Raw genomic sequence first — 24,451 nt, forward strand, 5'->3', positions numbered from 1 at the left:
CGTCAGGAGCGGGCCTCCCGGCCGGCCGAGGTGAACGTCATGTCGGCGTACCGGTCGCCCGCGACCCTGCCGGCGATCGGCTCCAGGAGCGCCAGGTCGTCCGCGCTCAGCTCCAGGGCCGTCGCCCGTACGTTCTCCTCCACCCGGCCCGCGCTGCGGGTCCCCGGGATCGGCACGACCGGCAGGCCGTGGACGCCGGCCCGCAGCTGGACCCAGGCCAGCGCTATCTGGGCCGGGGTGGCGTCGTGGGCCCGGGCGACCGCGCGGACCGGCTCCAGCAGGGCCGCGTTGGCCGCCGCGTTCTCGCCGGTGAAGCGGGGCTGCCGGCGGCGGAAGTCGTCGGCGGTGAGGTCCTTGTCGGCGTCGGCGAAGGAGCCGGTGAGGAAGCCCCGGCCGAGCGGGGAGTACGGCACGAGCGCCACGCCCAGCTCACGGGCGGCCGGCACCACCCGGTCCTCGATGTCCCGGCTGAACAGCGACCACTCCGACTGCACGGCGGCGATCGGGTGCACGCCCTGCGCGGTCCGCAGCTCGTCGGCCGTGACCTCGCTCAGGCCCAGGTGCCTGACCTTGCCCTCGCGCACCAGCTCGGCCATCACGCCGACGGTGTCCTCGATCGGCACCTCGGGATCGCGCCGGTGCATGTAGTACAGGTCGATGACGTCGACGTCGAGGCGCTTCAGGCTGGCCTCGACGGCCCGGCGGACGTAGGGCGCGTCGTTGCGGATGACCCGGCGGGTCGGGTCGTCCGCCGGGATCGACAGGGCGAACTTGGTGGCGACGACCACCTCGTCGCGGTGCGCCCGGAAGAAGGGGGCGAGGAACTCCTCGTTGGCGCCGGCGCCGTACGCGTCCGCCGTGTCGTACAGCGTGACGCCCAGCTCCAGGGCGCGCTCCAGGGCGGCCCGTGACTCCTTCGCGTCGGACGGGCCGTAGGCGAAGCTCATTCCCATGCAGCCGAGGCCCTGGAGGCCCACCTCGGGGCCCGTGTCGCCGAGTCGTGCCGTGGGGATCCTGCTGTCGGTCATCGGGTCCTCTCCGCTTCGTACGCCCCGGTGGCGTCCGAGTAGAACGTGATCTTCCGGTCGAGTACGGCGAGCGTGTCCCGGAGCTCGGCGATGCGCGCCCGCACGTCCCGGCGGGTCTGTTCGAGCAGCTCGCGCCGCTCGCCGAACGTGTGCTCGCCCGCCCGCACCAGCTCCGCGTACCGGACCATGTCGGCGACCGGCATGCCGGTCAGCCGCAGCTTGCCGACGAGGTCGAGCCAGTCCAGGTCGCGGTTGCTGTAACGGCGCTGGCCGGTGTGCGAGCGGTCGACGTGGGCCATCAGCCCGATCCGCTCGTACCAGCGCAGGGTGTGCGCCGTCAGGCCGGTGAAGGCGACCACCTCGCTGATCGTGTAGCTGTCCCGCCCGTCGGGCCGGGGATGCCCCGGTGGCGGGGCGGAGCAGGCGTCCGCGGGGGCCGGGTCCTCTTCTTCTGTTCCTGTGGTCACGGGTGTGGTCTGCAACACCGTCATGGCCCCCACGCTAGGACCTTCGAGCGCACTCCAGGCAAGCGAACGCGGCAAGAAGGCCGAAGGTAGGCTCACGGCCATGTCGCTCACGAGCCTCGCGCTGATCGAGAACTGGCCGGTCCCCTCCGCCGCGGCGGGCGTCGTCCGGGCCGACGGTACGGTCCTGGGCACGCACGGCCCCGCCGGCCGGCGTTTCCCGCTGGCCTCCGTGACCAAGCCGCTGACCGCGTACGCCGCCCTCGTCGCGTACGAGGAGGGGGCGGTCGAGCTGGACGAGCCGGCCGGGCCGCCCGGGGCCACCGTCCGCCACCTCCTCGCGCACACCTCCGGGCTGGCCTTCGACGAGCACCGCACGACCGCGCCGCCCGGGGACCGGCGGCTGTACTCCAACGCCGGCTTCGAGCAGCTCGGGGACCACATCGCGAAGGCGACGGACATCCCGTTCGCGGAGTACCTGCGGCAGGCGGTGCTGGAGCCGCTCGGGATGACGGCGACCTCGCTGGAGGGCTCGCCCGCGAAGGACGGTGTCTCGACCGTCGAGGACCTGCTCCGGTTCGCCGCCGAGGTGCAGGCGCCGCGGCTGCTGGACCCGCGGACGGTGGCGGCGGCGATGACCGTCCAGTACCCCGGCACCAAGGGCGTGCTGCCGGGGTACGGCCACCAGAACCCCAACGACTGGGGGCTCGGTTTCGAGATCCGGGACTCCAAGTCGCCCCACTGGACGGGCGGTTCGTCCTCACCGCGGACGTTCGGGCACTTCGGGCAGTCCGGCACCTTCCTGTGGGTCGACCCCGACGCCGGAGCGGCCTGCGTGGCCCTGACGGACCGGGCGTTCGGGCCGTGGGCGATCGAGGCGTGGCCGGTGTTCACGGACGCGGTGCTCGGTGAGGTCCGGGGCTCGGGTCCCGTCCGCTGAGTCCTCCGGTCCCGCCCGCCGAGCCCTCGGCGGCCCTCCTCCGCTAACCTCCCTCTGCACACAGCACCCACTGCGCGGATCTCGGGGGAGAGCAATGACAGGCGTTCAACGGGGCGTCGAGTTCCGTCCGTTGGAGAGCGGTGACCCGGCGTCGGTGGCGGGCTACCGGCTGGCGGCGCGGCTCGGCGCGGGCGGCATGGGCACGGTGTACCTGTCGTACACGCCCGGCGGGCACCCGATCGCGCTCAAGACGATCCGTCCGGAACTGGGTGAGGACCCCGAGTTCCGCCGCCGGTTCCGCCAGGAGGTGCAGGCGGCCCAGCGCGTGCAGGGCCTCTACACCGCGCCGGTCATCGACTACGACACCGAGGGCGAGCGGCCCTGGCTGGCCACCGCCTACGTGGCCGGGCCCTCGCTGGCCTCGGCCGTCGGCGAGCACGGGCCGCTGCCGGCGGAGTCGGTCCTGCTGCTGCTCGCGGGGATGGCCGAGGCGCTGTCGGTGATCCACCGGGCGGACATCGTCCACCGCGACCTCAAGCCGTCCAACGTGCTGCTCGCCTCCGACGGTCCGCGGGTCATCGACTTCGGCATCGCCCGCGCCGCCGACGCCACCGCGCTGACCGGCACCGGCGTCTCCATCGGCACCCCCTCGTTCATGTCGCCCGAGCAGGGCGCCGGCAAGAGGGTCACGGCCGCCTCGGACGTGTTCGCGCTCGGTCAGGTGGCCGTGTTCGCGGCGCGCGGCACCGGGGCGTACGGGGACGGGCCCTCGCACGCGGTGCTGTACCGGATCGTCCACGAGGAACCCGATCTCGACGGACTCCCCGAGCACCTCGGCTTCGTCGCCCGCTGCTTCGCCAAGGACCCGGCCGAGCGCCCCTCCCCCGCCGAGATCATCGCCCTGTGCCAGGAGGCGTCGCCGACGCCGCTGCGCCAGTCCGGCTCGTGGCTGCCGGAGGCCATCGCCGCGCAGATCACCCAGCGGGTGTCGGCGTCGGCCGCGCTGGCGGCGGCACCGGCCGTCCCCACGCCCACGGTGCCCGCCACCCCGGCCGACCCGACCCCGCCCCCGCACACCCCGCACCCGCACACCCCGGCGTCCACGCCCGTGCACGCGGCCCCCACGACCGCCGCCCCGCAGGTGCCGACGACGGCGACGCCGTCGTTCGGCCCCGTCGTCCCGCTGCCCCGGCCGCAGGCCCCGTTCCCGCCGTCGTACGGCCCGCCGGCCGCGCCGCGGCCGCCCTTCGCCCCGCAGCACCAGCAGCCCGCCTGGCGGCCCCTGCCGCTGCCGCCGAAGAAGAACCAGGCCGGCAAGTGGATCGGGATCGCCGCCGCGGTGGTGATGGGCCTGTTCTGGCTCGGCAGCTGCGCGTCGGCCCTCGGGGACCTCGGGGACTCCTCGGACTCCTACGGGGACAGCTCGGCCACCGGCGGCGACACGGGCAGCGGCAGCGACCTGGAGAGCACCCGGACACGGCCCGACCCCACTCCGGTCACCTACCGGGGCGTCAACATCCCCGAGAGCTACTCCGTGCGGTTCGCGGACGCGCCGCCGAAGCCGTTCGACGCCCCCGACGGCAGCAGCCCCCGCTACGAGTCGGACAGCGACCTCTACTACTACGACGGCAACGGCTCGGGCAACGATCCCCTGCTGGGCAGCAGCGGCGAGAAGGTCGTCCTGCTGAACAACGCCCAGAAGGGCTCGCTGGCCACCTGCCGTGCCGAGACCCGGTACACCAAGGAGGTGAAGCTCTCCCAGGTGTCCAAGGGGTCGCAGCTGTGCGTGCACAGCTCCTCCGGCCACGTCGCCCTGGTCACCTTCCAGGGCAGGGCGCCGGAGAACGACCCCAGCGACTACGTGTCGGTGGACATCACGGTGTGGCGCAACGCGGAGGACCCGAGCACCGTGGAGTAGGCCCGCTCAGGCCTCCATCGCCCAGACCAGCACCTCGGCCGGGCCCGCCCCGGCCACCAGTTCCAGACCCTCCTCGTCGGCGGCGCGCACCGCGTCCCCCGGCCCCAGCTCGTGCGGGCCGAGCCGGACGGTGCCGCCGACGACGTGGACGTAGACCCGCGCCGCGTCCGGCACGGCGGTCCGCTCCCCCGCCGCCGGCCGCCGTACGTGGAGCGTCGCGCCCGCCTCCGGGACGGCGTACGGCGTGCCGTCGTCGATGCCGCGGACGAGGTCGTAGGCCGGTTCGCCGCCCGGCTCCCGGGGGGCCAGCCACATCTGCACGAAGGTCAGCGGGCCGTCGCCGTCGTTGCGTTCGACGTGCCGCACCCCGGCCGCCGAGCTGAGCCGCTGCACGTCGCCGGGGCGCACCCGCGTCTCGTGGCCGGCCGAGTCGCGGTGGGTCAGCTCGCCCTCGACCACCCACGTGACGATCTCGGTGTGGCTGTGGGGGTGTTCGGCGAAGCCGGCGCCGGGCGCCAGCCGTTCCTCGTTGCAGGCCACCAGGGGGCCGAAGCGGAGGTTGCCGGGGTCGTAGTGGGGGCCGAAGGAGAAGGCGTGCCGGGTGCCGATGCCGGCCGCCGGGTCCCCGCCGGGGTAGCGCTCGTCGGCGCGGCGTACGTCCATCACGCCGACCACGGTAGACCCGCCGCGGGCCGGGCGGTGACCGCGCCCGCGACCCGCCCACGCACGCGCACGTCCCGATGAGGCAGTCTTGTCCACGTGCCCGAACCCGAATCCCACGACAACCGAGCCCCGGCGCAGACCGCCCACACGCACCTCGCGACCCTGAAGCGGCTGGAGAAGTCCTCCGGGAGCCTCGCCGCCCAGGCCATCACGCGCATGGACGAGACGCTGCCGTGGTACCGGGCGATGCCCCCGGAGAACCGATCCTGGATCGGGCTGGTGGCCCAGGCGGGCATCGCCGCGTTCACGGAGTGGTTCCGGCGTCCCGACGCCCCGCAGGCCATCTCCACCGACGTGTTCGGGACCGCGCCGCGCGAGCTGACCCGGGCCATCACGCTGCGCCAGACCGTCGAGATGGTGCGCACCACCATCGAGGTGATGGAGAGCGCGATCGACGAGGTCGCCGCCCCCGGCGACGAGAACGTGCTGCGCGAGGCGCTCCTGGTGTACGCCCGCGAGATCGCGTTCGCCACCGCCCAGGTCTACGCCCAGGCCGCCGAGGCACGCGGTGCCTGGGACGCGCGGCTGGAGTCGCTCGTCGTGAACGCCGTCCTCAGCGGGGAGGCCGACGAGGGCGCCGTCAGCCGGGCCGCCGCCCTGGGCTGGAACTCGCCCGAGCACGTGTGCGTGGTCCTCGGCACGGCGCCGGACGGGGACTCGGAGCTGACGGTGGAGGCGATCCGGCGGGCCTCGCGGCACGCCAAGCTCCAGGTGCTCACCGGGGTGCTCGGCTCCCGCCTCGTCGTCATCGCCGGCGGGAGCGACGATCCGCTGGCCGTGGCCAGGTCCCTGATCGGGCCGTTCGCGGCGGGGCCGGTCGTCGCGGGCCCCGTGGTGCCCGACCTGCCGGCCGCGACCCGGTCCGCGCAGGCCGCCGCGGCGGGACTCAAGGCGTGCGCCGCCTGGCAGGACGCACCGCGCCCGGTGCTGGCGGACGATCTCCTGCCGGAGCGCGCCATCGCCGGTGATCCCGGCGCGCGCGAGCAGTTGGTGGAGGAGATCTACAGACCGCTGGAGGAGGCGGGCTCGGCGCTCCTGGAGACGCTGGCCGTCTATCTGGAGCAGGCGTCCAGTCTGGAGGGCGCGGCACGGATGCTGTTCGTCCATCCCAACACCGTGCGCTACCGGCTCCGACGTGTGACTGACGTCACCGGCTGGTCCCCGTCGGATGTACGCTCTGCGTTCACCTTGCGCATCGCGCTGATCCTGGGGCGTCTCGTCGACGGAGAGCCCAAGAGCTAGCGTTTTGTGGAGGGCCCACAAAACCCCCTGCCGTTCTTCGTCCCTGTCCCCACGGGCGGCCGTGCCCGTACCCAAGAGAGAGTGTGAGAGTGCTCGTACTCGTCGCTCCCGGCCAGGGCGCCCAGACGCCCGGCTTCCTGACCCCCTGGCTCGAACTGCCCGGCGCCGCCGACCGTGTCGGCGCGTGGTCGGACGCCATCGGGCTGGACCTCGCCCACCACGGCACGCAGGCCGACGCGGACCGGATCCGTGACACCGCCGTCGCGCAGCCGCTGCTGGTCGCGGCCGGCATCCTGTCGGCCGCGGCGCTCGGCGACGTGGTGCCCGGCGCGGTCGCGGGTCACAGCGTCGGTGAGATCACCGCCGCCGCCTTCGCGGGCGTCCTCGACGACACCGCCGCGCTGACCCTGGTCCGCAAGCGGGGCCTGGCCATGGCCGACGCGGCCGCGATCACCGCGACCGGCATGTCGGCGCTGCTCGGCGGCGATCCCGAGGTCTCCGTGGCGCACCTGGAGAAGCTGGGGCTGACCCCGGCGAACGTCAACGGCGCCGGCCAGATCGTCGCCGCGGGCACGCTGGAGCAGCTCGCGGTGCTGAACGAGGACAAGCCGGAGGGCGTCCGCAAGGTCGTTCCGCTGAAGGTCGCGGGCGCGTTCCACACGCACCACATGGCACCGGCGGTCGACACGCTGGCCGCCGCCGCCAAGGAGCTGTCCCCCGCCGACCCGGGGATCACCTACGTCTCCAACAAGGACGGGCGTACCGTGGCCACCGGCGCCGAGGTCCTCGACCGGCTGGTCGGCCAGGTCGCCAGCCCGGTCCGCTGGGACCTGTGCATGGAGACCTTCCGGCAGCTCGGCGTGACGGCGCTGATCGAGGTGTGCCCCGGCGGTACGCTCACCGGTCTGGCCAAGCGCGCCCTGCCCGGCGTGAGGACGCTGGCGCTGAAGACCCCCGACGACCTCGACGCGGCCCGCGAGGTCATCGCCGAGCACAGTGCCTGACAAGGAGCCGACGAGCATGGCGAAGATCAAGCCCAGCAAGGGCGCCCCGTACGCGCGCATCCTCGGCGTGGGCGGCTACCGGCCCACCCGGGTGGTGCCCAACGAGGTGATCCTCGAGACGATCGACTCGTCCGACGAATGGATCCGCTCGCGCTCGGGCATCGAGACGCGGCACTGGGCGAACGACGAGGAGACCGTCGCCGCCATGTCGGTCGAGGCGTCCGGCAAGGCCATCGCCGACGCCGGGATCACCGCCGACCAGATCGGCGCCGTGGTCGTCTCGACCGTGTCGCACTTCAAGCAGACCCCGGCCGTGGCCACCGAGATCGCCGACAAGCTCGGCACGGACAAGGCGGCCGCCTTCGACATCTCGGCCGGCTGCGCGGGCTTCGGCTACGGCCTGACGCTCGCCAAGGGCATGATCGTCGAGGGCTCCGCCGAGTACGTCCTGGTCATCGGCGTGGAGCGGCTGTCCGACCTGACCGACCTGGAGGACCGGGCCACCGCCTTCCTGTTCGGCGACGGCGCGGGCGCGGTCGTGGTCGGCCCGTCGAAGGAGCCGGCGATCGGCCCGACGGTGTGGGGTTCCGAGGGCGACAAGTCGGAGACCATCAAGCAGACGGTGCCGTGGACGGACTACCGCGACGGCGAGGTCGCGAAGTTCCCGGCGATCACCCAGGAAGGCCAGGCGGTGTTCCGCTGGGCCGTGTTCGAGATGGCGAAGGTCGCCCAGCAGGCGCTGGACGCGGCCGGAATAAGCTCCGCCGACCTGGACGTCTTCATCCCGCACCAGGCCAACGAGCGGATCATCGACTCGATGGTGAAGACCCTCAAGCTGCCGCCGTCCGTCAAGGTCGCGCGGGACGTGCGGACCACCGGGAACACCTCGGCCGCCTCGATCCCGCTCGCCATGGAGCGGCTCCTGGCGACCGGCGAGGCCAAGAGCGGCGACACCGCGCTCGTCATCGGATTCGGGGCGGGTCTCGTGTACGCCGCGACGGTCGTTACCCTCCCCTAGGCACTCCGTGCCGGATCACGCGGTCCGGAACGGAAGACACCCAATGCCACACCCTCTGGAACACCAACGAAGGAGCGCCGACATGGCCGCCACTCAGGAAGAGATCGTCGCCGGTCTCGCGGAGATCGTGAACGAGATCGCCGGTATCCCGGTCGAGGACGTCCAGCTGGACAAGTCCTTCACCGACGACCTGGACGTCGACTCGCTGTCCATGGTCGAGGTCGTCGTCGCCGCCGAGGAGCGCTTCGACGTCAAGATCCCCGACGAGGACGTCAAGGACCTCAAGACGGTCGGCGACGCGACGAACTACATCCTCAAGCACCAGGACTGAGTCACTGCTGGGGCCGGATGACCCGGCCTGCCCCGCCACCCGGCGGTGGCGCCGCTGAATCCCGATCGTTGGAGAAAGAATTCCCGTGAGCCCGACCAATCGCACCGTGGTCGTCACCGGTATCGGCGCAACCACACCGCTGGGTGGCGACGCAGCCTCTACCTGGGAGGGCCTGGTCGCCGGCAAGTCCGGCGTCACGCCCCTGGAGCAGGACTGGGCGGCCGACCAGGCCGTCCGCATCGCGGCGCAGATCGCCGTGGAGCCCATCGAGGTCATCCCGCGGCCGCAGGCCCGCAAGCTGGACCGCTCGGCGCAGTTCGCGCTGATCGCGGCTCAGGAGGCCTGGAAGGACGCCGGTTTCGCGCCGAGGACGGCCGACGGGACGTCCGACGCCGCGTCGGGCGCCTCCGTGGACCCGGACCGGCTCGGCGCGGTCATCGCCTCCGGCATCGGCGGCGTGACGACCCTGCTGGACCAGTACGACGTGCTGAAGGAGAAGGGCGTCCGCCGCGTCTCCCCGCACACCGTGCCGATGCTGATGCCGAACAGCCCGTCCGCCAACGTGGGTCTGCTCGTGGGCGCCCGCGCGGGCGTGCACACGCCGGTCTCGGCGTGCGCCTCGGGCGCCGAGGCCATCGGCTACGCCATCGAGATGATCCGTACGGGCCGCGCCGACGTCGTCGTCGCCGGCGGTACGGAGGCGGCGATCCACCCGCTGCCGATCGCCGCGTTCGGCAACATGATGGCGATGTCCAAGAACAACGACGACCCGCAGGGCGCCTCGCGTCCCTACGACACCGCGCGCGACGGCTTCGTGCTCGGCGAGGGCGCCGGTGTGATCGTCCTGGAGTCCGCCGAGCACGCCGCCGCGCGCGGGGCGCGGGTGTACGCCGAGGCGGTCGGCCAGGGCATCTCCGCCGACGCCCACGACATCGTGCAGCCGGAGCCGGAGGGCCGCGGCATCGCGCACGCCCTGCAGAACCTGCTGGAGCGCACTGACCTCGACCCGGCGGAGATCGTGCACGTCAACGCGCACGCGACGTCGACGCCCGCCGGTGACGTGGCCGAACTGAAGGCGCTGCGCAAGGTGTTCGGCGACGACGCCGACCACATGGCGGTCTCCGCGACGAAGTCGATGACCGGTCACCTGCTCGGCGGCGCCGGCGGGGTGGAGTCGGTGGCGACGGTCCTCGCGCTGTACCACCGGGTGGCTCCGCCGACCATCAACGTCGAGAACCTCGACCCCGAGGCCGAGGCGAACGCGGACATCGTCCGCGGCGAGGCGCGCAAGCTGCCCGTGGAGGGCCGTATCGCCGCGCTGAACGATTCGTTCGGGTTCGGCGGGCACAACGTGGTGCTGGCGTTCCGGACGGTCTGAGAACCGCCCGTACACGTGTGAAGGGGCCCCACCCGGGAGGTGGGGCCCCTTCTGCGTGCCCGGTTTCTCCGTGCCCGGTCGCCGTGCGTTTCTCCGTGCCCGGTCGCCGTGCGTTTCTCCGCGCCCGGTCGCCGTACGGTTTTTCCGTGCCCGGTCGCCGTGCGGTGCCGCTCGGCGCCCCCGTCGGGGGCGCCGTGGGTCACACCACCTGGTGGAGCCATCTCACCGGGGCACCCTCACCCGCGTGGCGGAACGGCTCCAGTTCGTCGTCCCAGGGCTTGCCCAGGAGCTTGGCGATCTCCGCCTCCAGGTCCGTCTCGCCGCGCTGGGAGCGGGTCAGGGCGGCGCGCAGGCGGTCCTCGGGGATGAGGATGTCGCCGTGGATGCCGGTGACGGCGTGGAAGATGCCGAGGTCGGGGGTGCAGCTGTAGCGCTCGCCCTCGGCGGTGGCGCACGGCTCGGCGGTGACCTCGAAACGCATCAGGTGCCAGCCGCGCAGGGCGGAGGCGAGCTTGGAGGCGGTGCCCGCCTGGCCCTGCCAGGAGAACTCCGAGCGCCAGGTGCCGGGCGCGGCGGGCTGCCGGATCCAGTCGAGGCTGACGCGCGTGCCGAGCACCCCGGCGACGGCCCACTCGACGTGCGGGCACAGCGCGCGCGGCGCGGAGTGCACGTACAGAACTCCACGTGTCGTCACCGGTACCTCCGGACAGAGCGGGACAGTCTTGGCTGGCTGGCATGGCTACCGGGCGGCGGCCACGCTGATGGCGAGGCTACCGTGCGACGGCGCGAGGAGTGTGACGTACCGTCGGTCCCGGGCCGCCGAAAGGCCCCCATTCACCCGGCAGGACGCCTGTACCGGCCCGATCCGTTGCCTCCTGCCGCGCTCGGGAACTCCCGGACGTTGTCATGGGTGGGCCGGCGGATCGTCCGGCCGGGGACCGGCCGGACGGACCGACCGGGGCGAACGGGGCGGGACCGACCGGGTGGGCCGAACGGGTGGGCCGAACGGGCGGGGCACGGCAGGCCGGACGGGCCGGACAGGACCGGACGGACGGACGGGCAGGACGACCGAGGGGACACCGAAGGATGCGGAAGCGAAGCCACCGCTCGCGGGCCGTGGCCGCGGTGACGGCCGCGGTCGTGCTGGGCGCGGCCGGCTGCGACGCGTCGGGCGGGGACGGGCCTGGCGCGTCGGGTGCGCGCAGGGCGAGCCCCTCGGCGTCGCCGACCCCGGTGTGGGACACCAGCCCCGCCTCGCTGGCAGCCGTGGGCGACTCCATCACCCGCGGCTTCGACGCGTGCTCGGTGCTGGCGGACTGCCCCGAGGTCTCCTGGGCGACCGGCGAGAGCGGCGCGGTGAACAGTCTGGCCGTGCGGCTGCTGGGGGCGAGGGCGGCCACCCACAGCTGGAACTACGCGGTGAGCGGGGCGCGGATGGCGGACCTGCCGGCGCAGATGGCGCGGGCGGCGGCGCGCGGGCCCGCGCTGGTGACGGTGATGGCGGGGGCCAACGACGCCTGCCGGGCGACGGCGGAGGCGATGACTCCGGTGGCCGGCTTCCGGGCGGGGTTCGAGGAGGCGCTGCGCACTCTGCGCCGGACGGCGCCGAGGGCGCAGGTGTACGTGGCGAGCGTGCCGAACCTGAAGCGGCTGTGGTCGCAGGGGCGGACGAACGTACTGGGCAAGCAGGTGTGGAAGCTGGGGATCTGCCCGTCGATGCTGGGGGACGCGGACGCGCTGGACTCAGCGGCCAATCTGCGGCGGGAGACCGTGCGGCAGCGGGTGGAGGACTACAACACGGTGCTGGAGGAGGTCTGCGCGAAGGACGCGCGGTGCCGGTTCGACGGCGGGGCGGTGTACGAGTTCCGCTTCGGGACCGACCAGCTGAGCCACTGGGACTGGTTCCACCCGAGCACGGACGGCCAGGCCAGGCTGGCCGAGATCGCCTACCGCCGGATCACCGCCCGCGGCACGTGACTTAGGGTTTTCCCCATGAGCGAACACTTCGGAACACTTTCCGACGGCACCCCCGTGCACCGCTGGACCCTGGAGCGGGCGGGCGTGCGGGTGCGGGTCCTGTCCTACGGCGGGATCGTGCAGTCGGTGGAGGTCCCGGACCGGTCGGGGCACGTCACGGACGTGGTGCTGGGGTTCGCCGGCCTGGACGGCTACGTGACGCATCCGGAGCCCTACCTCGGCGCGCTGGTCGGGCGGTACGCGAACCGGATCGCCCGGGCCCGCTTCACGCTCGACGAGGTGACCTACGCCCTCGAACCGAACAACGGCCCGAACTCGCTGCACGGCGGTGCGCGCGGTTTCGACAAGCGGGTGTGGGACGTGGAGCCGGTCGCGCACGGGCTGCGGCTGAGCCGGGTCAGCCCGCACGGCGAGGAGGGCTTCCCGGGCCGGCTGGAGGTCACGGCCACCTACACGCTGGACGCGTCGGGGGCGCTGCGGCTGGTGTACGAGGCGGTCACGGACGAGCCGACGGTGGTGAACCTGACCAACCACAGCTACTTCGACCTGAGCGGCGCGGGCGGCACCGGCGGCACCGGCGGGCACGAGCTGCGGCTGGCCGCCTCCCGGTACACGCCGGTCGACGGCGACCTGATCCCCACCGGTGAGCAGGCGGACGTGGCGGGCACCCGCTTCGACTTCCGCGCGGCCCGCGAGGTCGGCGGGGGTCTCGACCACAACTTCGTGCTCGACAAGGGCCTGACGGACGGGCCGGTGGAGGTGGCCGAGCTGTACGACCCGGCGTCCGGCCGGGTGCTGACGGTGGCCACGACCGAGCCGGGCATCCAGGTGTACACCGCCGACCACCTGGGCGAGCCGTTCGGGCCCGGCGCGGGCGTCGCGCTGGAGACCCAGCACTTCCCGGACTCCCCGAACCGGCCGGAGTTCCCGAGCACCACGCTGCGGCCGGGCGAGGCGTACCGCTCGGAGACGGTCTACGGGTTCTCTGCGCGGTAGGCCCGCGGGTCCCGGCGCGACAGGCGCACGGGTCCCGGTACGGCGGGCCCGCGGGGTCCCGGAACGGCAGGCGTACGGAGTTCCGGTACGGCAGGTGCGCGGGGCCCGGTAGGGCAGGTGCGCGGGCCTCGGTCCGGCGACGCACGCCGGGTACGGCGCCGGGGCGCGTCCCGGACGTACATAGCCCCGGTCCAGGGGTCAGGTCCCGGACCGGGGCTGCTCTCGGGGCGCGGGGCCCGCGTCAGACGTTAATCGTCGCGGTGATCCTGCGGTCCGCGAGAGACCTACCCACCTGGATTTCGTACGAACCCTTCACAAAGGACCACCGGCCGGCGGCCTCGTCCCAGATTTCGAACGCGCGGCGCGGGAGGGTGACGACCGCCTCGGCGCTCTCCCCCGGGCCGGCCTCGACGCCGGCGAAGCCGGCCAGCCAGCGAGCCGGGCGGCCGGCGTCGGGTTCGGTGGGCGCGAGGTAGACCTGGACGACCTCGCGGCCCGCCCGTCCGCCGGTGTTGCGCAGGCGGACGGCGACGTTCGTCCCGTCCGTCTCGACCGAGTCGTAGGTCCAGTCGGTGTAGCCGAGGCCGTGGCCGAAGGGGTAGGCCGGGGTGCGGCCCTCCTTCTCCCAGGCGCGGTAGCCGATGAAGACGCCCTCGTCGTAGGGGAGTTCGCCGTCGGCCGGGGTGACCCGGGTGACCGGGGCGTCGGCGAGGGAGCCCCAGGTGGTGGGCAGGCGCCCGCCGGGCTCGTGGGCGCCGGTGAGGACGTCGGCGAGGGCGGCGCCGCCCTCCTGGCCGGGGAACCAGCTCAGCAGCACGGCGGCGACCTCCTCGCGCCACGGGAGTTCCACCGGGGAGCCGGAGTTGACGACGACGACGGTGTCCGGGTTGGCGGCGGCCACGGCCCGCACCAGGTCGTCCTGGCGGCCGGGCAGGCGCAGGTCGGTGCGGTCGAAGCCCTCGGACTCGACGCGGTCGGTGGTGGCGACGACGACCACGGCGGTGTCGGCGGCGCGGGCGGCCCGGACCGCCTCGGCGATCAGCTCGTCCGGGTCCCGCGGGGGCTCCTGGTGGGCGAGCGCGAAGGCGACGACCTTCAGCGGCAGGCGCTCGGGGAAGCGGACGACGTAGGTGAGGGAGACGTCGACCGTGCGCCCGGCGGTCAGTTCGGCCTCGGCGCGGGGCACCGGGGAGCCGAAGGCCGCCTCGAAGGGGTCGCTGACGTCGGCCGGCTCCTGGGTGCCGTCGAAGTGGGTGGTGCCGTCGACGGTGAGGGTGAAGGCGCCGACGCCCTTGACGCCGAAGGTGTGCCGGCCGCTCGCGCGCGGGGTGAAGGTGCCGGTCAGCTCCACGCTGTGCAGGGTGTCGGAGGTGACGCCGTCCGGGAGGTCGTTGCCCATCCACTGGATCTGCCCGCCCGGGGCCGAGCCGGTGCCGAGGACCGTTCCGGCGGCGTCGCGGCAGACGGCCCGCAGCGCGAACCCCTTTCCGGCGAAGGCGAGTTCGGTCGTCGGGTCGGCGCCGAGGGCATAGCTGAGGGCGCCCTCGGGGAGAGCGGCGGTGAGGCCGTCGAGCGGGGAGACGACCCGGGCGGGGAAGACGGTGGCGGAACCGCCGCCGAGGACGCGGGCGTCGCGGGCGGCGGCACCGATGAGGGCGACCGTGCGGCCGGGCCGCAGGGGCAGCACCGCGCGCTCGTTGCGGACCAGGACGAAGGAGCGGCGGGCGAGTTCGCGGGCCAGGGACTCGCCGTGGACGGGCGCGGGCGGCACGGGGACGGCGGGTTCGACGTCCGCGAGGGCGCCCACGCGGGCGGCGAGGCGCAGGACGCGGCGCACGGCGTCGTCGACCTCGGGCTCGTCGAGGCGGCCCTCGCGCACCGCCCGGGCGAGGGCCTCGCCGTAGACGGTCGCCGGGCCGGGCATGGCCACGTCGAGCCCGCCGCGCAGGGCGCCGACGGTGTCGCGGGCGGCCGTCCAGTCGGAGACGTTGAAGCCGTCGAAGCCCCATTCGCCGCGCAGGACCTCGTTCACGAGGTGGTGGTGCTCGGTCATCGTGGTGCCGTTGACGGTGTTGTAGGCGGTCATGACGCCCCACGGGCGGGCGCTCTCGACGATGGCCTCGAAGGGGGCCAGGTACAGCTCGCGCAGGGCGCGTTCGCCGACCAGGTTGTTCACGGTGAAGCGGTCGGTCTCGGCGTCGTTGGCGACGAAGTGCTTGACGGTGGTGCCGACGCCGCCCTCCTGCACGCCCCTCACGTAGCCGCTCCCGATCCGTCCCGTCAGGTACGGGTCCTCGCTGTAGGCCTCGAAGTGGCGGCCGCCGAGCGGGGAGCGGTGCAGGTTGACGGTCGGGGCGAGCAGGACGTGGACGCCCTTGCGGCGGGCCTCCTGGGCGAGGAGCACCCCGGCGCGGCGCGCGAGGCCGGGGTCCCAGGTGGCGGCGAGGGCGGTCGGGGACGGCAGCGCGACGGACGGGTCGTCGGCGGTCCAGCGCACGCCCCGGACGCCGATCGGGCCGTCGGACATCACGAGGGACGCGAGGCCGATCTCGGGGAGGGCGGGCAGGGACCACATGTCCTGGCCGGCCAGCAGCCGGGCCTTCGCGTCCAGGTCGAGCTTGCCGAGGGCCGCCTCGACGGCCGCCTCGATGTCCGCCATCGCGGGCCTCCTCGTTGGATTGTTGAATTCCTGTGCGGTGCTGTGCGGTGTTGTTCCCCATCGTGCATCGGCCGCCTGTGGAGCGGTAGGTTTCGATATGCCGCCGTTACATTCGCCGGGTGGTGATGCCGTACGGTGACCGGCATGAACGGCAGGGCGACCAGGGCGGCCAGGAGCGAGGAGCGGCGCGCGGAGATCGTGCGGGCGGCCCTGGAGGTGATCGCCGAGCGCGGTTACCGGGGCGCGAGCCTGGCGGCGGTGGCCGAGCGGGTCGGACTGACCCAGCAGGGGCTGCTGCACCACTTCCCCACCAAGGACGCGCTGCTGGTCGCGGTGCTGGAGGAACGCGACCAGTGGGACGCGCTGCCGCACACCCGGTGGCGGATCGACCTGCTGTGCTCGCTGGTCGAGTACAACGCGATGCGGCCCGGCATCATCCAGACCTTCTGCGCGCTCCTCGGCGAGAGCGTCACCGAGGGGCATCCGGCGCGGGCGTACTTCACCGACCGGTACCGGCAGGTGCGGACGGACGTGGCGGCGGCCCTGCGCGCCGAGTACGGCGACCGCCTGCCGAGCGGCCTCACCCCGGAGCGGACCGCGCCGCTGCTGGTGGCGGTGATGGACGGCCTCCAGTACCAGTGGCTCCTGGACCCGGAGTCGGTGGACATGCCGGGCGCCTTCCGCGACTTCCTGCGCCTGCTGGGTGAGGACGTGGACTGACGACGTGGACTGACGACGGACCGGCCGGCCCCCGGCGGGTCCGGGGGCGGGTCGGCCGGGCGTCGGGTCGGCCGGGCAGCCGAGGGATCGGTCGGCCGAGAGGCGGGGCGGCCGGGCAGTCGGGCAGCCCTGGGGGCGGTCGGTCGACCGAGGGACGGGTCGGCCGGGTGGTCGGGCAGCCGGTCAGTGCGGCTGCTGCGGCGGCCACGGCGCTCGCGGCGGCTGCGGCGCCGCGGGATCCGGCTCCTCCGCCCCGTCGTCGTCCGCGGCCTCCTCGCCCAGCAGGTCCCGCGCCATGAGCGTCGCTCCCGCCACGGCGCCCGGCATCAGGAACACCGCGACGAAGGGGACCAGGAACGCGACCGCGAGGGGCGTGCCGAAGCCCCAGACGAGGGTCTTGCGGGAGCGGAGGAGGGTCAGCCGGGACCGGAGGTCGACGGTCCGGCGCTGGAGGGCGACGGCCGTCAGCTCCTCGGTCAGGAAGAAGCCGGTCACGAAGAGGCCGATCACCGGCACGACGGTCTGGCCGAGGAACGGGACGAAGCCGAGCGCGAAGAGCAGGACGCCCCACAGCAGCGCGCGCAGCACGATCCGCAGGCTGTCGCGGGCCGAGATCCACAGCTCGCGCCAGAGCGGCAGTCCGGACACCGGGGCCGAGCCGTCGGGCGAGACGTCGCGGTCGACCCGTTCGGAGAGGCTCTCGTAGAAGGGCTGGCCGATCAGCAGCGTGACCGCGGTGAAGGTCACCACGGCGAGCAGCAGGCCGAGGGCGAACAGCACGGCCGTCAGGAACCCGCGGAACAGTCCGCCCCAGGGGCTCGACCAGTCGTCGGCGAAGGGGGTCGCCCAGCCCACGAAGTCCTCGCCCCACACGCCGAGCGCCACGAGCGCGCCCACGTACAGGACGAGCGTGATCAGGCCGGGCACCAGCCCGAACCCGTACTGCTTCCCGTGCCGGGCCACCCAGCGGTGGCCCTTCAGGAGGTATCCGAATCCCACCCCAAGATCGCGCATGGCCGGATTCTATCGGGGCGCGGGCATGACATCCGAGCGGCCGGGGCCACGCCCGCCGGCTCCGCCCCCGGCCGTTCCGTAGGCCATCCGGGCCATCCGCGACACCCGCGGCCGCCCGCCGCCGTTGAGTCGAACGGGTGGAGCTCGCCGTACCGATCGGCGGAAGCGCCCGGGGACCCCCGGAAGCACGGTCGACCACGGCACACGCGAGCAGCGGTCTGGTGGAGGAGAGCGGATGACCCAGGAGATCCATGGCACCGTCGCGGCGGGATTCGAGGCGGTGCGGGACGAGTTCGCCGCCTTCACGGCGGCCGAACGACCGGACTACGAGGGGCAGTTGTGCGTGTACGTGCACGGCCGGCGGGTCGTCGACCTGTGGGCCGGGGACGGCGCGGACGCCGACTCCCTTTACGGCGTGTTCTCGTCGTCCAAGGGCGCCGCGCATCTGGTGGCGGCGCTCCTGGTGCAGGAGGGGACGCTGGAGCTGGACCGCAGAGTCACGTACTACTGGCCCGAGTTCGCCTCCGAGGGCAAGGGCGCGCTGACCCTGCGCGACCTGCTCGCGCACCGGGCCGGGGTGGTCGGCACCGACTCCGGGTTCTCCCGGCGGGAACTGGCGGACGACCGGCAGATCGCCGAACGGCTCGCCGACCAGCGGCCGTTCTGGCGTCCGGGCACCGCGTTCGGCTACCACGCGCTGGTCGCCGGGGCGCTCAGCGGCGAGGTCGTACGGCGGGCGACCGGCCGCACCCTCCAGGAGGTGTACGAGGAGCGGGTGCGGGCGCCGTACGGGCTCGACCTCTTCCTGGGGCTGCCGGGGGCGCACGAGCCGCGGTTCCGGCCGACGCGGGCGATGGCGCCGACCGGGGAGCAGCGGACCCTGCTGGACTCGCTGGTGGAGGGGCCGCACACGCTGGCCGGCGTCGCCTTCAACCGGCACGCCGCCGAGCCGGTCGACCTGGAGACGCTGCCGAACGATCCGCTGGTCCGGGCGAACGGGCCGGCGTCCGTCGGCGGCGTCGCCTCCGCGCGCGGGCTGGCCGCGATGTACGCGGCGGCGATCAGCGAGGTAGGCGGGAAGGCGCCGCTGCTGAAGGAGGACACGGCGGCGGAGTTCGCGCAGTTCCACTCCGTGGGGTACGACCTGGTGGCGCGGGCGCACAAGTCGTACGGGCTGGGGTTCCAGGCGACCGCGGACACCTGGTACCCGGTGCTGGGAGCGGGCGCCTTCGGGCACAGCGGGGCGGCGGGGAGCCAGGGCTTCGCGGATCCGCGGAGCGGGATGGCCTACGGGTACACGCGGCGGCGGTTCGCGTTCCCGGGCGGGGCGGGGGTGGAGAACGAGAGGTTCGTGGCCGCGGCGCACCGGGCCACGCGGGCCCTGGGGTGAGGGGTTCCGGGGTGAGGGCGCGGAGCGAGAGGGGTCCGGGCGGGGGAGGCCGGGCGGGGGAGGGAGCCGGGGCGGGGAGGGGCCGGGGTGCCCCGTCGCCCTCCCCGCCCCCGCCCCCGTCGCCGTTCCCCGTCGCCCTCCCGGGTGCCGTGCACCCGGGCCGGGTCCTTCGCCCGTCCGCCGCCCGACCCGGTCGGGAGCCGAGCGGAGCGGGCGGGCGGGCGGGCGGGCGGGCGGGCGGTTACAGCTTGACGATCATCTTGCCCGTGTTGTCGCCCCGGAGCACTCCGAGGAACGCCTCCAGGTTGTTCTCGATGCCCTCGACGACCGTCTCGCGGTACTTCAGGGCGCCCGAGGCGACCCAGGGGCCGACCTCCTGGACGAACTGGGGCTGGAGGTCGTAGTGGTCGCCGACGAGGAAGCCCTCGATGCGGCCGCGGGTCTGGATGAGGCGGGCGAGGTTGCGCGGGCCGGGGGCGGGCTCGGTGTTGTTGTAGACCGAGATCATGCCGCAGACGGCGATGCGGCCGCCCTGGTTCAGGGAGCCGATCGCGGCCTCCAGGTGGTCGCCGCCGACGTTGTCGAAGTAGACGTCGATGCCGTCCGGGGCGGCCTCGCGCAGCTGCTCGCTCACGGAACCGTTCTTGTAGTTGAACGCCGCGTCGAAGCCGTACTCCTCGACCAGGAGCTTGACCTTGTCGTCGGAGCCGGCCGAGCCGATCACCCGCGAGGCGCCCTTGAGCTTGGCGATCTGGCCGACCTGGCTGCCGACCGCGCCGGCCGCGCCGGAGACGAAGACGACGTCGCCCTCCTTGAACGCGGCGGTGCGCAGCAGGCCGGCGTAGGCGGTGAGGCCGGTCATGCCGAGGACGCCCAGGTAGGTGGAGAGCGGGGCGGCGCCGGCGTCGACCTTGACGGCCTGCGCGGCGTCGAACGTGGCGTACTCGCGCCAGCCGCCGAAGTGCAGTACGTGGTCGCCCGCGGCGATGCCCTCGGCGTGCGAGACGACGACCTCGCCGACCGCTCCGCCCTGCATGGCCTTCCCCAGCTCGTAGGGGGCCGTGTAGGACTTGGCGGCGCTCATCCGGCCGCGCATGTACGGGTCGACGGAGAGGTACGCGTTGCGGACGAGCACCTCGCCGGGGCCGGGCTGCCGGATCTCCGCCTCGGCCAGCTCGAAGTCCTCGGCCTTGGGCCAGCCGACGGGGCGGCTGAGCAGGCGCCATTCGCGGCTGACGGACGGGAGTGCGGGGGTGTCGGACATGGGGCCCTTCCTCGTGTGCGGGTGCGGCGCGGTGCCGGCGCCGGTGCGTGCCGATGTGGCACGTGCGGTGCGGCGCGGGTGCTGCCGATGCGCGCGGCGCAAATACTTCAGCACCTGAAACAACCATGCGCCTGGATATTTCATGATGTCAAGTAAGCGGGTACCCTGGGAGTCATGTCCACACCCCAGAAGACCCGCCGGCCCGACCCCCTCACCCTGGAGGTCGTCGAGCTGATCGGCGAGGTCGTGGCGCGGTTCCACCAGGACTACGAGGAGGCCGCCGCCGGACACTCCCTCACCGGCGCGCAGGCCCGGCTGCTCAGCCTGCTCTCCCTGGAGCCGCTGCCGATGCGGAAGCTGGCGGTGAAGCTGAAGTGCGAGCCGTCCAACGTGACGGGCATCGTCGACCGCCTGGAGGCCCGGGGCCTGGTGGAGCGCCGGCCCGACCCGGCCGACCGCCGGGTGAAGCTGGCCGCGGCGACGGACGAGGGGCGCCGGACGGCCAAGGACCTGCGGGAGAACCTGCGGTTCGCCCGCGAGCCGCTCGCCGGCCTGGCCGAGGAGGAACGGCTGGCGCTGCGGGGCCTGCTGCGCGGGATGCTGGGCGCGGACGAGGTCCGGTAGGAGCCGCCGGGCGCCGTTCGTCCCGGGCGGGCGGCCGGGCGCTCGCCCGCTCGGGGCGGGGAGCCCGCCGTCGTGCCGTCGGCCCGTCACGGAGCCGCGGCGGCCACCGCTCGGCGCGCGTCCCGGACCGGGGCGGATCCCCGCCGGCCACCCGCGTCCGGGGCCACGGCGGGCACGCCCGGGGAACCGTCACGGGCCTGCTCGGCGACACCCCCCGCCGCCCCACCGGCCGCCCACCGGCCGTCGGCCGCCGGGCCGCGCCGCGGAGCGGCGACAGGCTCCACGGGAACCGCTGTCGCTACGAGCACCACCACAGGAACCGGTTGCACGTTTCCGACGGTGACGGTTCCGGTTTCGGCCCGGAGGTGGTCGGGGCGGCCGTGGGGGTGCCGGGGGCGGGGTCCGCCGGGGTGGAGGCCGCGGGGGACGTGCCGGGGGCGGACGCCGTCGGGGGGTCCTGCCCCTCGCCGTCCTGCGGCGTCCCCGACTCGTCGGGCGATGCCGACGGCGACGCCGAGGCGGAGGCCGACGCGGAGGCTGACGCCGAGACCGACGGTCCGGAGGACGCGGAGGCGGAGGCCTCGGCGCTCCCCTCCGTGTCGTCGACGGGCTCGGCCGTGACGCCCGGCGACTCCTCGGACTCGATCCGGGAGGACTCCCCGCCCGCCGCCGCCGGGTTCGAGGAGGAGCCGAACCCCGGTGCGTCGATGCCGAGTTCGGCCAGACTCAGGCCGCCCGCGGCGAGCAGGAACCCGGCGGTGACGAGGAGTGTGCGGCGGCGGCGCCGGCGGTGCGCGGCGGCCTTGCGATCGCGACGGCTCGCCTCGCCCTCGGCGGGACCCTCACCGGCCGGCCCGCGCTCCCTGCCGCCCCGGCCGCGGCTCTGCCCGCGGCGCCGGGCGCGCCCGGCGACGGGGGCCGCGGAACCGTCCTCGCCGCCGGGCCCGGAACCGGATGCGGGGTCGAGGCCGGATTCCGCGTGCGCGTCGGCATCCGGTTCGGGTTCGGGTCCGGGCCGGACCTCGGGAGCGCCGGCGGCCTCGGGGCGGCCCCGGTCCGCTCCGGGACCGCGTTCCTCCCGTGCGGGGCCCTGAGCGGCGTACGGCTCCTGAGCGGCGTACGGCTCCTGAGGGACGTACGGCTCCTGGGGGGCGTAGGCCGCGTACGGCTCCTGCTGTCGCGCGGGCAACCGCTCCACGGGGGTGCCGCACCCCGGGCAGGCGAGGGCGCCGTTGAGGTGCCGACGGCACGGGTGGCAGTAGTCCATGACGCGGGAAGACTAAGTTCCCGATGCGTGACGTTCCTAGGGCCGGCTGTGAAAGTTGTGTGGGAAACCGACTGTTCCGGTGCGGCTACCTTGAGCCATCACTCTCCACCGGCCCGGAGTCGCCCGCCGTGCCCCGTATCGAAAGTCCCGCCCGAAACTGTCGAAACCTCTGTGTGTTCACCCCATTGACACCCCCCTCGCCCCGTCCTTACTGTCACGCCAGCATTTCGAACGTGTGACGAAATCTCGAACAGCTGAAGGGCAACTTCCGTGCGCATCACCGGAATCAGCACTCACGTGGTGGGGACGCCTTGGCGCAACCTGACCTACGTCCAGGTGCACACCGACGAGGGCATCACGGGTGTGGGTGAGACCCGCATGCTGGGCCACACCGACGCGCTGCTCGGCTACCTGAAAGAGGCCGAGACCAACCACATTCTCGGCTCCGACCCGTTCGCTGTCGAGGACCTCGTGCGCCGCATGAAGTACGGCGACTACGGCCGGGCCGGCGAGATCGTGATGTCCGGCATCGCCGTCGTCGAGATGGCGTGCTGGGACATCAAGGGCAAGGCCCTCGGCGTCCCCGTCTGGCAGCTGCTCGGCGGCAAGGTCACCGACAAGGTCAAGGCGTACGCCAACGGCTGGTACACCACCGAGCGCACGCCGGAGGCGTACCACAAGGCCGCCCAGGGGGTCATGGAGCGCGGGTACAAGGCGCTGAAGATCGACCCCTTCGGCACCGGGCACTTCGAGCTGGACCACGAGCAGACCCTGTACGCCGTCTCCCTCATCGAGGCCGTGCGCGACGCCATCGGGCCGGACGCGGAGCTGATGCTGGAGATGCACGGCCGGTTCTCGCCGTCGACCGCGGTCCGGCTGGCGAACGAGCTGGCGCCCTTCAAGCCGGCCTGGCTGGAGGAGCCGGTCCCGCCGGAGAACCTCAAGGCGCTGGAGAAGGTCGCCGCCAAGGTGGACATCCCCATGGCCACCGGCGAGCGCATCCACGACCGGATCGAGTTCCGCGAGCTGTTCGAGAGCCAGGCGGTCGACATCATCCAGCCGGACGTCGGCCACATCGGCGGCATCTGGGAGACGCGCAAGCTCGCCGCCACCGCCGAGACGCACTACATGCTGGTCGCCCCGCACAACGTCGGCGGGCCGGTGCTGACCGCGGCCTCCCTCCAGGTCGGCTTCAGCTCCCCCAACTTCAAGATCCTCGAGCACTTCAACGACTTCGCGGACTCCGAGATCAAGAAGGTCGTCAAGGGGGCCCCGCAGGTCGTCGACGGCTACTTCCACCTCTCCGACGCCCCCGGCCTCGGGGTCGAGCTGGACGTGGACGCCGCCGCCGAGTTCCCCCAGCAGCAGGCCCGCTTCGACCTGTGGGCCGACGGCTGGGAGCAGCGCAAGCCGAAGGGCGCCGGGCAGTGAGCACCGCCGTCGTCGTCGAGGCGCCCGGCGAGCACCGGCTCACCGCGCACACGCCCCGCCCGCCCGAGCCCGGCGAGGCGCTGGTGCGGGTGCACGCCGTGGGCATCTGCGGCAGCGACCGCGAGGTGTACCAGGGCAACCGGCCCGAGGGGTACGTCCGCTACCCGCTCACGCCCGGTCACGAGTGGTCCGGGACGGTCGAGGCGGTGGGCGCCGGGGTGCCGGGCTCGCTCGTCGGCCGCAAGGTGGTCGGAGAGGGCTTCCGCAACTGCCAGGTGTGCGACCGCTGCCACGCGGGCGAGACGACGCTGTGCTCGGACGGGTACGAGGAGACCGGCTTCACCCAGCCGGGCGCGATGGCGGCCACGCTGACCCTGCCGGCCCGCCTGCTGCACGTGCTGGCCGACGACGCCGACCTCACGGCGGCGGCCCTGCTGGAGCCGGCCGCCTGCATCGCGGCCGCCGCGATCAAGGCGCATGCCCTGCCGGGCGAGCGGGTCGCCGTGGTCGGCACCGGGACGCTGGGCATGTTCGCCGTGCAGTTCCTGCGGGCGGGCTCGCCGGCCGAGCTGCTGGTGGTCGGCACCCGCGGCGACCGGGAGGCGCTGTCCCGGCGGTTCGGCGCGACCGACTTCCGCACCAGGGACCAGGACCTGCCCGACGACTTCGACGTGGTGATCGAGACCGCCGGGTCCGCCTCGGCCGCCCGCACCGCCGCCGCCCTGCTCAGGCGCGGCGGCCGGCTGGTCCTGACGGGCATCCCCGGTCCGGGCGCCGACGGCCTGGACCCGACGGACCTGGTCGTGCGGCAGCTGGAGGTGCACACCGTCTTCGGAGCACCGCCCGACGCCTGGTCGCACACGGTGCGGGTGTTCGGCGCCGGGCTGCTCGACCCGCTGCCGCTGGTCACGCACGAGCTGCCGCTCGCCGAGTTCTCCGAGGCGATCGGGCTGGTCGGCTCCGGCGACCCGAAGGTGGGCAAGGTGCTGCTCCGCCCCTAGGGTGTGTCTGACAATTCCCGCCGGGCGCGCGACGCCTGGCACGGCACCTCGCCGCGTTGTCG

The 24,451-nt window shown here is 73.9% G+C and carries 21 protein-coding genes and 1 pseudogene; 14 read left to right on the forward strand and 8 right to left on the reverse strand.

The window, feature by feature from the left end; translation table 11 throughout:
• Window positions 1–2 precede the first annotated feature (2 nt).
• On the reverse strand, window positions 3–1,028 hold the full coding sequence (locus ACF09K_RS04990; RefSeq protein WP_392241107.1) for an aldo/keto reductase: 1,026 nt from the start codon (window positions 1,026–1,028) through the stop codon (window positions 3–5).
• Window positions 1,025–1,519, reverse strand: a complete 495-nt coding sequence (locus ACF09K_RS04995) for a MerR family transcriptional regulator (protein ID WP_392241108.1) — start codon at window positions 1,517–1,519, stop codon at window positions 1,025–1,027. Before ACF09K_RS04995 ends, ACF09K_RS04990 begins: the two co-directional genes overlap by 4 nt.
• A 76-nt stretch (window positions 1,520–1,595) precedes the next feature.
• Here ACF09K_RS04995 and ACF09K_RS05000 point away from each other — a divergent pair, with 76 nt between their 5' ends.
• Window positions 1,596–2,432: a serine hydrolase domain-containing protein gene (locus ACF09K_RS05000; RefSeq protein WP_392241109.1), complete on the forward strand. Its 837-nt coding sequence runs from the start codon at window positions 1,596–1,598 to the stop codon at window positions 2,430–2,432.
• A gap of 94 nt (window positions 2,433–2,526) precedes the next feature.
• Window positions 2,527–4,350 (forward strand): serine/threonine-protein kinase, encoded by a 1,824-nt coding sequence (locus ACF09K_RS05005; RefSeq protein ID WP_392241110.1) that lies wholly within the window; start codon window positions 2,527–2,529, stop codon window positions 4,348–4,350.
• A gap of 6 nt (window positions 4,351–4,356) precedes the next feature.
• On the opposite strand, the gene ACF09K_RS05010 is transcribed toward ACF09K_RS05005, so the two are convergent.
• Window positions 4,357–5,013 carry a pirin family protein gene (locus tag ACF09K_RS05010; RefSeq protein WP_392241628.1) on the reverse strand — a complete coding sequence of 219 codons (657 nt, stop codon included), beginning with the start codon at window positions 5,011–5,013 and terminating at the stop codon, window positions 4,357–4,359.
• 96 nt (window positions 5,014–5,109) lie between these two features.
• On the opposite strand from ACF09K_RS05010, the gene ACF09K_RS05015 reads away from it, so the two are divergent.
• The 5 genes from ACF09K_RS05015 to ACF09K_RS05035 all read left to right on the forward strand — a co-directional run bounded on the left by ACF09K_RS05015 (window position 5,110) and on the right by ACF09K_RS05035 (window position 10,046).
• Window positions 5,110–6,315, forward strand: a complete 1,206-nt coding sequence (locus tag ACF09K_RS05015; RefSeq protein ID WP_392241111.1) for a PucR family transcriptional regulator — start codon at window positions 5,110–5,112, stop codon at window positions 6,313–6,315.
• A gap of 89 nt (window positions 6,316–6,404) precedes the next feature.
• Window positions 6,405–7,319 (forward strand): ACP S-malonyltransferase, encoded by a 915-nt coding sequence (locus ACF09K_RS05020; RefSeq protein WP_392241112.1) that lies wholly within the window; start codon window positions 6,405–6,407, stop codon window positions 7,317–7,319.
• Between the two features lie 16 nt (window positions 7,320–7,335).
• A complete protein-coding gene (locus tag ACF09K_RS05025; protein ID WP_392241113.1) occupies window positions 7,336–8,337 on the forward strand; it encodes a ketoacyl-ACP synthase III in 1,002 nt (333 codons plus the stop codon).
• An 82-nt stretch (window positions 8,338–8,419) separates the two neighbouring features.
• The gene (locus ACF09K_RS05030) at window positions 8,420–8,668 is read left to right on the forward strand and encodes an acyl carrier protein (RefSeq protein WP_366057748.1); all 249 of its coding nucleotides are present in this window, start codon (window positions 8,420–8,422) and stop codon (window positions 8,666–8,668) included.
• Between the two features lie 85 nt (window positions 8,669–8,753).
• A complete protein-coding gene (locus ACF09K_RS05035) occupies window positions 8,754–10,046 on the forward strand; it encodes a beta-ketoacyl-[acyl-carrier-protein] synthase family protein (protein WP_392241114.1) in 1,293 nt (430 codons plus the stop codon).
• Window positions 10,047–10,245: 199 nt separating this feature from the next.
• On the opposite strand, the gene ACF09K_RS05040 is transcribed toward ACF09K_RS05035, so the two are convergent.
• A complete protein-coding gene (locus ACF09K_RS05040; RefSeq protein ID WP_392241115.1) occupies window positions 10,246–10,740 on the reverse strand; it encodes a DUF3145 domain-containing protein in 495 nt (164 codons plus the stop codon).
• Window positions 10,741–11,132: 392 nt separating this feature from the next.
• On the opposite strand from ACF09K_RS05040, the gene ACF09K_RS05045 reads away from it, so the two are divergent.
• Together ACF09K_RS05045 and ACF09K_RS05050 are read left to right on the forward strand one after the other, a co-directional pair.
• Window positions 11,133–12,023: an SGNH/GDSL hydrolase family protein gene (locus ACF09K_RS05045; protein WP_392241116.1), complete on the forward strand. Its 891-nt coding sequence runs from the start codon at window positions 11,133–11,135 to the stop codon at window positions 12,021–12,023.
• A gap of 15 nt (window positions 12,024–12,038) precedes the next feature.
• Window positions 12,039–13,019 (forward strand): aldose epimerase family protein, encoded by a 981-nt coding sequence (locus ACF09K_RS05050; RefSeq protein ID WP_392241117.1) that lies wholly within the window; start codon window positions 12,039–12,041, stop codon window positions 13,017–13,019.
• A 241-nt stretch (window positions 13,020–13,260) separates the two neighbouring features.
• Here the strand turns inward: ACF09K_RS05050 and ACF09K_RS05055 are convergent, their stop codons facing one another.
• Window positions 13,261–15,678, reverse strand: a complete 2,418-nt coding sequence (locus ACF09K_RS05055) for a glycoside hydrolase family 3 C-terminal domain-containing protein (protein ID WP_392241118.1) — start codon at window positions 15,676–15,678, stop codon at window positions 13,261–13,263.
• A 125-nt stretch (window positions 15,679–15,803) separates the two neighbouring features.
• Here ACF09K_RS05055 and ACF09K_RS05060 point away from each other — a divergent pair.
• Window positions 15,804–16,398, forward strand: a pseudogene (locus tag ACF09K_RS05060) (TetR/AcrR family transcriptional regulator).
• Window positions 16,399–16,581: 183 nt separating this feature from the next.
• Here the strand turns inward: ACF09K_RS05060 and ACF09K_RS05065 are convergent.
• Window positions 16,582–17,412, reverse strand: a complete 831-nt coding sequence (locus ACF09K_RS05065) for an EI24 domain-containing protein (protein ID WP_392241119.1) — start codon at window positions 17,410–17,412, stop codon at window positions 16,582–16,584.
• A gap of 235 nt (window positions 17,413–17,647) precedes the next feature.
• On the opposite strand from ACF09K_RS05065, the gene ACF09K_RS05070 reads away from it, so the two are divergent.
• On the forward strand, window positions 17,648–18,802 hold the full coding sequence (locus ACF09K_RS05070; RefSeq protein WP_392241120.1) for a serine hydrolase domain-containing protein: 1,155 nt from the start codon (window positions 17,648–17,650) through the stop codon (window positions 18,800–18,802).
• Between the two features lie 241 nt (window positions 18,803–19,043).
• Here ACF09K_RS05070 and ACF09K_RS05075 read toward each other — a convergent pair whose 3' ends face one another.
• Window positions 19,044–20,066 carry an NADP-dependent oxidoreductase gene (locus tag ACF09K_RS05075; protein WP_392241121.1) on the reverse strand — a complete coding sequence of 341 codons (1,023 nt, stop codon included), beginning with the start codon at window positions 20,064–20,066 and terminating at the stop codon, window positions 19,044–19,046.
• Window positions 20,067–20,240: 174 nt separating this feature from the next.
• Here ACF09K_RS05075 and ACF09K_RS05080 point away from each other — a divergent pair, with 174 nt between their 5' ends.
• On the forward strand, window positions 20,241–20,690 hold the full coding sequence (locus ACF09K_RS05080) for a MarR family winged helix-turn-helix transcriptional regulator (RefSeq protein WP_392241122.1): 450 nt from the start codon (window positions 20,241–20,243) through the stop codon (window positions 20,688–20,690).
• Window positions 20,691–20,988: 298 nt separating this feature from the next.
• On the opposite strand, the gene ACF09K_RS05085 is transcribed toward ACF09K_RS05080, so the two are convergent.
• The gene (locus ACF09K_RS05085; protein ID WP_392241123.1) at window positions 20,989–21,957 is read right to left on the reverse strand and encodes a hypothetical protein; all 969 of its coding nucleotides are present in this window, start codon (window positions 21,955–21,957) and stop codon (window positions 20,989–20,991) included.
• A gap of 270 nt (window positions 21,958–22,227) precedes the next feature.
• Here ACF09K_RS05085 and ACF09K_RS05090 point away from each other — a divergent pair, with 270 nt between their 5' ends.
• Both ACF09K_RS05090 and ACF09K_RS05095 read left to right on the forward strand, forming a co-directional pair.
• Window positions 22,228–23,388, forward strand: a complete 1,161-nt coding sequence (locus tag ACF09K_RS05090) for a mandelate racemase/muconate lactonizing enzyme family protein (RefSeq protein ID WP_392241124.1) — start codon at window positions 22,228–22,230, stop codon at window positions 23,386–23,388.
• Entirely contained in the window at window positions 23,385–24,389 is a 1,005-nt protein-coding gene (locus tag ACF09K_RS05095) for a zinc-binding dehydrogenase (RefSeq protein WP_392241125.1), read from the forward strand. The genes ACF09K_RS05090 and ACF09K_RS05095 overlap by 4 nt, the downstream gene beginning before the upstream one ends.
• Window positions 24,390–24,451: the final 62 nt, after the last annotated feature.

It is taken from the genome of Streptomyces sp. NPDC014882, from assembly GCF_043081325.1.
Taxonomy (GTDB): Bacteria; Actinomycetota; Actinomycetes; order Streptomycetales; family Streptomycetaceae; genus Streptomyces.